Origin of the sequence: Loktanella sp. F6476L (assembly GCF_023015725.1) — a bacterium.
Taxonomy (GTDB): Bacteria; Pseudomonadota; Alphaproteobacteria; order Rhodobacterales; family Rhodobacteraceae; genus Yoonia.
In genome coordinates this window covers 1-10,314 of the sequence record NZ_JALKAR010000026.1, presented here as the reverse complement: position 1 = coordinate 10,314, position 10,314 = coordinate 1, and the positions used below count along the sequence as shown (strand labels likewise).

The following is a 10,314-nucleotide window of genomic DNA, read 5'->3' as shown; positions in this document are numbered from 1 at the left end:
GTTGTTCACAATCGCAATCGTCAATTCCTGCGCGTGCCCATCAGCAACCGCAACAGATGACGTCGCAACAACCAAAGACAGCCCTAAAGCCGTATTCATCAAAGATTTCATGTGTTCCTCCCAGAAATCACAGTTTGGATTTTATCCGTCCCTAACGTTTGCATAGGCTACGTCCGCCGCCCAAATATTATTCCTGCAATCACTCATACGAAATCGACAAACTAGACAGTTTTATGATGTTCGCGATGTGCGGACATCTTAGGCAGACACATTTTCCATCACGAAGCGCCCGCCGTTCGCCCCATAATAACAAGTCGATTCGGGACATGTGGCGCGTTCACATGCTGCATGCCGCCCATCTCTGGCGCCTATAAAAAATTGACTACTTGATCGAAAAACGCCTGCACCATTTGATGCAGGCGCTGCATAAAATCGCATTGGGCGCAATTGCTACAGCGATTGATCCATCGTCTCGGATGGCACTGTTCGTGCATCATGGATGCGTACAACCTGCGCAGGGATACCCGCGACCGTGCAATTGGGCGGGACATCTTTCAGTACGACGCTGCCTGCCGCCACTTTGCTATTCGCACCAATTTCGATGTTTCCTATGATCTTGGCCCCTGCCCCGATCATCACGCCAAAGCGCACTTTGGGATGACGATCGCCGCCAACTTTGCCGGTCCCGCCGAGCGTGACGTTTTGGAGAATAGAGACGTTATCTTCGACGACAGCCGTTTCACCGATCACAACGCCCGATCCGTGATCAAACATCACGCCTTCGCCGATGTTCGCTGCAGGATGAATGTCAGCCCCAATCACGACAGATACACGATTGGCCAGCCAAACCGCCATTTCGTTCCGATCAACGCTCCAGAGGTAGTGCGCAATACGGTGGGCCTGTAAGGCTTGAAACCCTTTCAGGTTCAGAAATGCGTGAAGGTAGGACGGGCAAGACGGGTCGCGGCTGCGGATCGCTTGGAGATCCACCAATGCGGCCTGTGCGATTCCGGCGTCTGCTGCGAGAACATCTTGAAAGAGGCTCTCCAAGACGCCCTTTCCAACTGACGGGGCCTGCAAACTGTCAGCTAGCAAACTGCATAGCGCCAAGGAAAATGTGCCGTCTTTGGGGAAATAGGACCGCACAAGTTCAGCCAATGTGGGTTCGCTTTCGATCAAAGCTGCGGCTTCGGTCGTCAATGCGGTCCAATCGGGGTGAGCGGGTGCAGGAGAGGATGCAAGTGTCATACTCATAGTCTGTGTCTTTCGATCAATCAGTGCTCTTTGAGGTCAGAACAGTTTCAAGATTGCCCAATTACGGGGCATTTTCCAGCTCTTTCGCGTGTCCTACCTTATGTGACAGGTTCCTGAGGGCCACCCCCCTCAATTGGGGGGCTACGATCGGCCGTCCATTTCGGATGAATATACGGAAAATGCAGATTCCCTTAGCTTCAGGGCAACACGGTTAATGCCCATTGCGGCAGCAGACAGAAACAAAGGAACACGACATGGATATGGATCAACTGCTTCACTACCAAAAGAAGCTCTCTTACGAGTTCGATTCTTGGGATACCTATGAAGCCTTACAAGATGTGGACACCAACCTTGTGGTTGTTGATGGCCGGTCTGCGGCGGCTTTTGCGACAGAAGCCATTCCAGGTGCGATCAACATGCCGCACCGCGAAATCTGTGTCCAATCCACGGCCTATCTGGACAAGTCCAAAGTCTACGTCTGCTACTGCGACGGTATCGGCTGCAACGCGTCCACCAAGACCGCGCTGAAGCTTCTGATACTTGGTTTTCAAGTCAGAGAACTGATGGGCGGACTCGATTGGTGGATACGCGACGGCTATGCCACAGTCGGTGAAAACGCCCGTGCCGGCACAGACATCATCTGTGGCTGCGCCTAATCGTCACCGCGTCGTTGATACCTAGATTAGATCAAGCCAATGGAAGATGCTTTTGCGACTGCTTGGGCCAGCGAAACACTGTCCAATTTGACGCGAGCAACCTTCAGGTAGCCGCGGACGGTATGGTCGGACAGGCCAAGAATGATCGCAATCTCTGTGTTGGTTTTACCCTCTGCGGTCCATTTGAGGCATTCGCTTTCGCGCGGCGACAGTTGGGGCAGCTCTTCGTTTTCACCGTAAAGTTCGGCCAGCGATTTCAGATGTATGTCTGCGGCAAGGCCTTGCAGGCGTTCGCCGTGTTCCACCAAGAACGGTTTCCACGTTTCGCCACCTTTTGCCGCTTTGGCGTTGAACGACAACATGCTGCGACGGCCGATACTATCAACATGCGTGACGGTGAAACCAGTCTGGCCAACGCCCGCTGCAATGGCCTTTTCCATCATGTGCAGTTGTTGGGCATCCAAGGCGATTTCAGACCAGCAAAACGGTTCTTCGTGGTTTTGCGCATGCTGAAGGACCGGATCGATACGGACGTAGTCGTTCAGCAAATACTGGCTGACCCAGGCATCAGGATAATTGGTGCGGACGAAGGGGCTGTTCGTGGCATCAATACCGCCACGAAACAAGTGAAGCGTGACGAAATCAACCTCGAAGAATCCGGTCAGGCGTTTAATCGACTGCTGCACCGTGCCCGTCAGGATAACGTCACTCTTTAAATTCGCAAACGCGTCGTTCTCGACCACAGCGAAAGGTCCCCCCCTTTGGGTTAGCGACGTATGGATACCTTTGTCCGGCGTTCTGTCAACAACCTAACCCCTCTCCATCTGGATACGATCAATGTTAATGCTCTTAAAAGACATTCGGGAAAACAAGGATGATGCCTTTGTACGTGCGCTTGCCATGACCGAAGATGACATCCGCGTCTGACGACCCGATCTTGCTTACCTGATGATATGTCAGCACTGTACAACTGCGAGCCGCTTGCTGCGCAGCGTCAGGGTGAGGAATATTGCAGTGTCAGACCACGTGATTATCGCGGGCGCAGGAATTGGCGGGCTTACGCTTGCGTTAACGTTGCACCAGATCGGTGTTCCTTGCACAATCATCGAAGCCGCAAAAGAAATGCGCCCGATGGGTGTTGGCATTAACATTCAACCCAATGCTGTGCGTGAACTATTCGATCTTGGCATAACGGCTGATGATCTGGACGGCGTCGGTATCGCAGCCAAAGAATGGGCGCTGGTTGGGCTGAACGGTAAAGAAGTGTACGCGGAACCACGCGGAACAGATGCCGGTTACTTTTGGCCGCAATATGCAGTCCATCGTGGCGCTTTCCACATGATGTTGTACCATAAAGTCATCGAACGGATCGGCGAGAACGCCGTTTTGCTGGGCGCAAAAGTCACCGGCTATGACAACAAACCTGCCAGTGTCGCGGTTCATTTGTCTGACGGCACGACCATAGACGATCGGATTCTTATAGGTGCAGACGGGATACATTCGGCCGTGCGCGCCCAGATGCACCCTGACCAGCCGCCGATCCATTGGGGCGGTGCCGTGATGTGGCGTGGCACAGTGCGCGCCAAACCTTGGCGGACTGGATCGTCCTTTGTCGGGCTTGGCACACACCGTCAGCGCATGGTGATGTATCCGATTTCGAAACCGGATACCGATGGATTGGCCCTGATCAACTGGATCGCAGAGGTCACGATGGACACCGATGGCGGGTGGCATCATCAAAACTGGTTCCGTCCTGCCAGCGTCGACGACTTTGTTCATCACTTTGACGAATTCCGATATGACTGGCTTGATGTCCCAGCGATGCTTGCGCAGGCCGACTGCGCGTATGAAAACCCGATGATCGACCGCGACCCCGTGGCGACTTGGGTCGATGGATCGGTTGCGTTGATTGGCGATGCCGCGCACGCGATGTATCCGACCGGATCAAATGGCGCGAGCCAGGCCATCGTAGATGCCCGTGTCCTTGGGGCTGCGCTGCAAAAGCACGGCGTGACGCCAGACGCGCTGACCAGCTTTAACGACCAACTGTGTGGCCCGATATCCGAGCTGGTTCTGCGCAACCGTGGCGCAGGTCCTTTTGGATTGCTGCACATCCTCAATGATCGGTGCGGCGGGCTTTTTGACGATATCGATACCGTTATTCCGAAACAGGAACGGGCCGATTTCATGGCCAAATACAAAGCCGCCGCAGGGTTCGCTATTGAACAGCTGAACGCTGCACCGCCGACGATTTTAGTCCGTTAGAATGCGTTTGCCGCCATGCCTTTGGACCGGACGGACAGTATCATCGAACAGCACGTGACGGCGCCGGAAAGTCGCCCCTTCAACGACCTGAGGCTGGCTGATGCGATCCATGCGAAAATGACGGAAATCGGAACGCGCGGGGTCCCACGCAACCAAATACCAGACCGGCGATAAGATCAGCATCGCTTGCGGTTCAACCTCGCGCGTTGACACGTTGCCCTTTGCGTCGCGGTACCCGAACCGAAGATGTCGCAAATCTAGAAAGGCTGTTTCAAATGCTGGCAGCAGGGCGTCATCCATTGTGCCCAAGTCGGATATATCGACCTGCGGGGCCAGCTGGCCGACGTACAGGCAATCCAGAAACCTGCGGAGATCCTTTATTTTTTCGGATGGCAACGCCTTTTCAATCTTCGCCAATCCCGCATCGGCCAAACCCGCAAACGGCAAATTTCCCGCAGCTCGCATTGACGCCACACTGATCAGAAGCGCGAAAACCTCTGCCACCGATAAGCGCGCAGACGTCTGCACCGACTGCGGATCAAGTTGCAGACCACCGCCCCGCCCCGGTTCAGAGTGAATAACAAATCCTTCGTCCCGAAGCGTTGAGATATCCCGCAGGATCGTGCGGCGCGACGCGTCAACTTGCATGGCTAAATCGCCAATCGTTGACGTTCCATTGCGCCGTAGGCTGCGCACAATCGCGGCTTGTCTTTGACGTGAACTCATTTCGATAGCCTAACGTACAATAGTGACATTTTTTGGCACCATTACAGATTAGAGACCAATCAAACATGTAAAAAAGGAGAATACGCCGTGTTTGATGCTACCAACTTTCCAGAACCTACCTTGATCGATGTGAATGGAATCACGCTTGAAGTGTTTGAAGCGGGACAAGAAAACGCCGGTCGTCCGATTGTGCTGTGTCATGGTTGGCCCGAACATGCGTATGCGTGGCGTCATCAAATTCCTGTCCTCGTGGCGGCGGGTTATCATGTCATCGCGCCCAACCAACGGGGTTACGGGCGTTCATCCCGACCAGAGACTGTCACTGATTACGACCTGACGCATTTGACTGGCGATCTGACGGCGCTGCTGGATCATTACGGCTATGACGACGCAATCTTTATGGGTCATGACTGGGGAGCAAATGTTGTTTGGGGGCTGGCCATGCTGCACCCCAAACGTGTGAGCAAGATCATTAACCTCGCATTGCCCTATCAAGAACGCACCGAAAAACCGTGGATTGCGTTCATGGAGGACATATTTGGACCCGACAATTATTTTGTACATTTCAATCGGCAACCGGGTGTTGCGGACGCCGTGTTGGATGCAAACCCAAAGCGGTTCCTGCGTAATCTGTACCGCAAAAACGTACCCGCAACGCCGCCAGAACCGGGTATGATGATGATCAATTTGGCCAATGCAGACGCGCCGCTTGGCGAACCTGTGATGACCGATCAAGATTTGGACGTGTTTGCGTCTGCGTTCGATCAATCCGGCTTCACGGGCAGCATCAATTGGTACCGAAACCTTGATCGCAACTGGGAAATCCTGGCCGACGTGGACCCCGTCATCACCCTGCCCGCACTCATGATCTACGGTGATCGCGACGTGATCCCCCAATCCCCAAGCCTGACAAAGTTCGTACCGAACGTTGATGTCGTCAGCCTTGATTGCGGGCATTGGATTCAACAAGAGATGCCGGATGAAACCAATCAGGCAATACTCGCTTGGCTGGCAGAATACGACGGCGACGCCGGGCAATAATCGCTTTGACATTTTAGGTAGCTTTCGCGTATTGCATCCGCGTGGATACAATACGCGAGTTTCCGATGACCTCCCCCGAAACCACCGACCAATCCCAAGGCAGCGTCGCGTTCAGTCGACTGATGGATGCGATCAAACAGGGTGAATACCGCCCCGGCGATAGGCTGCGCGAAGTCGAAATCGCGGACCGTTTTTCGTTGTCACGCACGCCAGTTCGCGAAGCGCTGCGGCGTCTCGAGGCGGAACGCATCATCGAACACCGCCCGCGTGTCGGTGCCGTCATTCGTGAGCTGGGGCAAACGGAGGTCGTGGAACTGTACGAAATGCGGCTGGTGCTGGAACGGACCGCTGCGGAATTGGCAGCCAAACACGCGATTGAAGCAGAGGTCGATGCGTTGACAGCGTTAAACGATCAGATGGCCGAAACCGTGAAGGATCCGTCAAAAGCTGCGGCAATCAACCAGCGCCTGCACCAGTCGATCTATTTGTCCGCGCGTAACAGGTTTTTGCTGGAATCCGCGCGCGCCTTGAACAATGCGCTCTTGTTGCTGGGTCCAACAACACTGGCGGATGCGGCGCGGATCGAAACCGTCGTCGCACAACACACCGAGATCATCACAGCGATTTCCAAAGGCGACAGCGACGCCGCGGGTGCCGCCGCGGCCGCACATCTGCAAACATCGCTGCGTCATCGCTTGGCGGTGATGAACCAATGATCGCAATTCTTCGAACATACCTGATTGCAGGGGCTGGCGTGGCCGCGTCATTGTACCTGAACCTACCGCTCCCTTGGCTGCTTGGCCCGATATTTGCGTGCTTGATCGCGGCCCTGATAGGCGTCGAAATGCGCGGCATGCCGGTGGTGAACAACCTGATGCGCACGATACTGGGGGTGGCTGTTGGGGCCACGTTCACATGGGCGCTGGTCGTAAGCATGGCCAGCATGTGGACCACCCTGATCCTTGTCCCATTTATGATCTTCATGATCGGGCTGCTTGGTGTTCCCTATTTCCAGAAACTGTGGGGCTTTGATTTTGCGACCAGCTACTACAGCGCCATGCCCGGTGGCCTACAAGACATGCTGCTATTTGGCGAAGAAGCAGGTGGCGATGTCCGCGCCTTGTCTCTTATCCATGCGACACGGGTGCTGGTCATCGTGGTTGCACTGCCATTCATCCTGAAGGGCTACTGGGGCGTCGATTTTGACAATCCGCCCGGCGTGTCGGCAACAACCCTACCCCTGTCGCAAATGGTTTTGATGGCCGTCTGTGGCATTGCGGGCTGGCAAATTGCCAAATTCGTGGGACTGTTTGGCGCGTCGATCCTTGGACCAATGATCTTGGCGGCCATCCTTGCGCTGTCCGGCATCTTGCAATTCCGCCCGCCAACAGAGGCAATCTGGATGGCGCAATTCTTTATCGGGATGACGGTTGGTACAAAGTACGCAGGCGTGACCGGCGAAGAGCTGCGTCGCGACGTGTTAGCCGCACTTGGGTTTTGCGTGATTTTGCTAGTGCTCGCAGGACTATTTGTAGAGGCGATCCATATCTTTCATCTCGCCCCCCCAATGGAAACGCTGCTGGCCTTCGCACCGGGCGGTCAGGCGGAGATGACAGTGTTAGCTTTGATCGCAGGCGCGGATATGGCTTTTGTGATCGCCCACCATGTTTTGCGGATTGTTGTGGTGATCCTTGGCGCGCCTCTCGCCGCGCGGATTTTTAGCCCGAAATCGTAAGCGAAACTTCGGCTAGGCGGACCACAGCCACCGTCTTGCTTTCCCGGATTGACATACCCTACTGATTCAGTCAGGTATTGTATCAGTCAAGCCACCCGAATCCTTTGCAGGGAAGCCCGACACGTAAACCATGTGAGGACGGCTTGATGAAACATCGCAAATGGACCGCAGCTGAAACCAAAGGAAGTCTGTCATGATGTCACTTCCAATCGCAAAAGAAACAGGCACACCCGTCGCCACCGCTTTACCTACGTATGCGGCAGAAGACCTGACAAAGGGCGGCGGCCAAGCCCACATCGTCCTGGGTGACCAAATCTACACCCTGCGGATCACGCGGGCCGGCAAGTTGATCCTGACCAAATGACAAGCGCGCAGGAAAAACGTGGTGGCGCTGCTGTCGGTTTCATCACGGAACTTGAGGATATCGAAGCTGCATCCGTGATGTATCTGCGGCTGTGGTGCCATGGTCCGGATAGTCAGGCGCAGGTTTGGCACGATTTCGCGTCCCGACTTGGCCCAGATCGAGGACGTCAGGCGCTGAAATCGTTTGAAGACCTATGCAGTCTGTGCGCACGACATGGGCGTAGACCGCTGATGCGGCATGCCGTCGATTGCAAATGCCTTGGGTCAGACGAATCCTGTTTCGCCAATTTCATCGGAACTGCCGTTATGGGTGACAAGGACGATGCGATGCTGATCGCGACGCTACTGGTCCGGCCTGACGTCGCCCCGCTGTTGACGTCCCTCGCGACGGAATTTGGGCTCGCTCTGAAACAGATGTGTCTTGTGCGACCTCCGCGCACGGGCGGCAAACAAGAGCATTTCCAAGCACAACCAGCGACCTTGCACTAGCAGCTTCGGTAAGCCGCAACATTGCAGAGAGGCTGGTTGTTCGGCGTCTTCTTTTAGGCGACGCACGGTGAGATAGAACTCTTCGACAAGGCAAATTCGAAACGAAAACGACGCCCAGCCCGCTCGGCACGCCGTCGGTTGCCCCCAAAGGGGTCGTCAGTCCTTAACGCAAAATCGAGGTTGATGGCGGAGACGAAGGGATTCGAACCCTCGAGACCCTTCCGGGCCTACTCCCTTAGCAGGGGAGCGCCTTCGACCACTCGGCCACGTCTCCGTAGGCGGTGATAGTTGCCATGTCCCTTATCTACAAGAGAAAAAATGCCCTCCAGACGAATAACATTTTGTAAGCGAAAATAGCCGAGGTGCACACAGGTGCACACAGGTGTACACAAAACGTACACAAAACGTGCACAAGTTGTCACGAAGCCTGACAGAATGTCAGCGAAAAGTGTCACCTAAACTGACAAAATAGTGTAAGCTAGACTAGCGCAATTTCCCATGATTTTACTGCTTAAGGCTATGTAACTAGTTCAATTTGCCGCAATCGTTCTAGCCCAGCACACTGCTCAGCTCACGAAATCTACCGCCCGACCTCAGCCAAGGTAGATCGCTAAGAAATCAGCGGTAGTTACCGTCAACTGCCTGACGTCGACGCCTCAAGTCACCATAAATAGTTTCTTGTCGTTCGCACTCCGGACCCTTCGCAAATCAGACCATTGTTGCGACTGCAAACTCCCAGACAATTGATGAGTCGATCCCTAAAGAGCTGCCGCCGAGTCCTAACTAAGACTTTATAGTTATGGAGTAACAGACATTAGCTCGCTCGAGGGTTCACGTCCGAAACGCGGGACAAAGCGCGCTTTCGCTGCGGCTGCGCCAATGACAGCTTTCGATATCAGTCGTTAGGATTAAGATCAGATGCCAAGTCCCGAACGACACGAAACCCTCTGTCAACAGACCAGTTGTCACCATTCATCGGAACCCGACGAGCGGGGCGCGCAAGTTCCATATTTGTAAAATACATACCACCTTTTAGCGAGCGGCTACAGTTCCGGCGATCAGCGTCGGCAGCAAGGTATTTACTCGATGACGCCAAACTCCGGTGTGGGCCTTCTCCACACGTGCTTGTAAATTCACTTGCGTTGCCTGACATATGTCTCAGTCCCCAAGCATTTGCTGCATCGAGAGTGTCGACTTGAACCAGTTCTCTTCCGCCACCTCGGACACGATCCGGAATAGTTTCACCGTTTACGTCAACTTGAACAATCTTAAAATTTGCTTGACCTAACGTCAGCTCGTTACCCTGCGCGAATGGTGTTGTTGTTCCCGCCCGTGCTGCATACTCCCATTCCGCCTCAGTCGGAATTCGATAAACATTAGATCCCACTTTTCCATTCAGCCATGACGTGTATTCCAGCATTTCGCTATAGGTTATAGCAGTCATCGGATCACGCGGATGCAAAGTGTGCGGGATGCCCCGCAGGCTAAACTTGAGACGTGAGTCCGGCGTTGCCTCACATTTTGCATCATGAAGGCAAGCAAGGTAGTCAACCTCATTTGGCAGAGCTTTTAACCCTTGTTCGCACGCCCCGTCCGTCACACAGGCTGCCCATTCTTCACGTGTCACTTCGTTGCGGCCAATAGCGATTGGCATGTGGACCTGTCGCGGTTTGATGCCGCTCCTTTGATAGCATTTACTGCAACAAAGGAGATGAACTATGGGACTGAAACGTACGGACGAATTTCGCCAAGATGCGGTGCGGATTGCATTGACCAGTGGGCTAA

Annotated in this window: 11 protein-coding genes and 1 tRNA gene; 7 read left to right on the top strand and 5 right to left on the bottom strand. The window is 54.3% G+C overall.

The window, feature by feature from the left end; all coding sequences use genetic code 11:
* Positions 1–450: 450 nt before the first annotated feature.
* Positions 451–1,254: a serine O-acetyltransferase gene (gene cysE, locus MWU61_RS19475; RefSeq protein ID WP_247130149.1), complete on the bottom strand. Its 804-nt coding sequence runs from the start codon at positions 1,252–1,254 to the stop codon at positions 451–453.
* A gap of 254 nt (positions 1,255–1,508) precedes the next feature.
* Here cysE and MWU61_RS19470 point away from each other — a divergent pair, with 254 nt between their 5' ends.
* On the top strand, positions 1,509–1,910 hold the full coding sequence (locus MWU61_RS19470) for a rhodanese-like domain-containing protein (protein ID WP_247130148.1): 402 nt from the start codon (positions 1,509–1,511) through the stop codon (positions 1,908–1,910).
* A 26-nt stretch (positions 1,911–1,936) separates the two neighbouring features.
* Here the strand turns inward: MWU61_RS19470 and MWU61_RS19830 are convergent, their stop codons facing one another.
* Positions 1,937–2,653 carry a LuxR family transcriptional regulator gene (locus tag MWU61_RS19830; protein WP_348645610.1) on the bottom strand — a complete coding sequence of 239 codons (717 nt, stop codon included), beginning with the start codon at positions 2,651–2,653 and terminating at the stop codon, positions 1,937–1,939.
* A gap of 271 nt (positions 2,654–2,924) precedes the next feature.
* Between MWU61_RS19830 and MWU61_RS19455 the strand changes: the two genes are divergently transcribed.
* Positions 2,925–4,175 (top strand): flavin-dependent oxidoreductase, encoded by a 1,251-nt coding sequence (locus MWU61_RS19455; protein WP_247130147.1) that lies wholly within the window; start codon positions 2,925–2,927, stop codon positions 4,173–4,175.
* Here MWU61_RS19455 and MWU61_RS19450 read toward each other — a convergent pair.
* Positions 4,164–4,901: a WYL domain-containing protein gene (locus MWU61_RS19450; RefSeq protein WP_247130146.1), complete on the bottom strand. Its 738-nt coding sequence runs from the start codon at positions 4,899–4,901 to the stop codon at positions 4,164–4,166. The two genes, MWU61_RS19455 and MWU61_RS19450, sit on opposite strands and share 12 nt — an antisense overlap.
* An 87-nt stretch (positions 4,902–4,988) precedes the next feature.
* Between MWU61_RS19450 and MWU61_RS19445 the strand changes: the two genes are divergently transcribed.
* The 5 genes from MWU61_RS19445 to MWU61_RS19425 all read left to right on the top strand — a co-directional run bounded on the left by MWU61_RS19445 (position 4,989) and on the right by MWU61_RS19425 (position 8,529).
* The gene (locus MWU61_RS19445) at positions 4,989–5,942 is read left to right on the top strand and encodes an alpha/beta hydrolase (RefSeq protein WP_247130145.1); all 954 of its coding nucleotides are present in this window, start codon (positions 4,989–4,991) and stop codon (positions 5,940–5,942) included.
* A gap of 65 nt (positions 5,943–6,007) precedes the next feature.
* Complete coding sequence (locus tag MWU61_RS19440) at positions 6,008–6,658, top strand: GntR family transcriptional regulator (protein WP_247130144.1); 651 nt, start codon at positions 6,008–6,010, stop codon at positions 6,656–6,658.
* On the top strand, positions 6,655–7,677 hold the full coding sequence (locus MWU61_RS19435; protein WP_247130143.1) for an AbrB family transcriptional regulator: 1,023 nt from the start codon (positions 6,655–6,657) through the stop codon (positions 7,675–7,677). The genes MWU61_RS19440 and MWU61_RS19435 overlap by 4 nt, the downstream gene beginning before the upstream one ends.
* A 196-nt stretch (positions 7,678–7,873) precedes the next feature.
* Complete coding sequence (locus MWU61_RS19430) at positions 7,874–8,041, top strand: hemin uptake protein HemP (RefSeq protein ID WP_247130150.1); 168 nt, start codon at positions 7,874–7,876, stop codon at positions 8,039–8,041.
* Complete coding sequence (locus tag MWU61_RS19425) at positions 8,038–8,529, top strand: hypothetical protein (protein WP_247130142.1); 492 nt, start codon at positions 8,038–8,040, stop codon at positions 8,527–8,529. The genes MWU61_RS19430 and MWU61_RS19425 overlap by 4 nt, the downstream gene beginning before the upstream one ends.
* A 184-nt stretch (positions 8,530–8,713) precedes the next feature.
* Here MWU61_RS19425 and MWU61_RS19420 read toward each other — a convergent pair.
* Together MWU61_RS19420 and MWU61_RS19415 are read right to left on the bottom strand one after the other, a co-directional pair.
* Positions 8,714–8,803, bottom strand: a tRNA-Ser gene (locus MWU61_RS19420).
* 621 nt (positions 8,804–9,424) lie between these two features.
* Positions 9,425–10,183 (bottom strand): formylglycine-generating enzyme family protein, encoded by a 759-nt coding sequence (locus tag MWU61_RS19415; RefSeq protein ID WP_247130141.1) that lies wholly within the window; start codon positions 10,181–10,183, stop codon positions 9,425–9,427.
* Positions 10,184–10,314 lie beyond the last annotated feature (131 nt).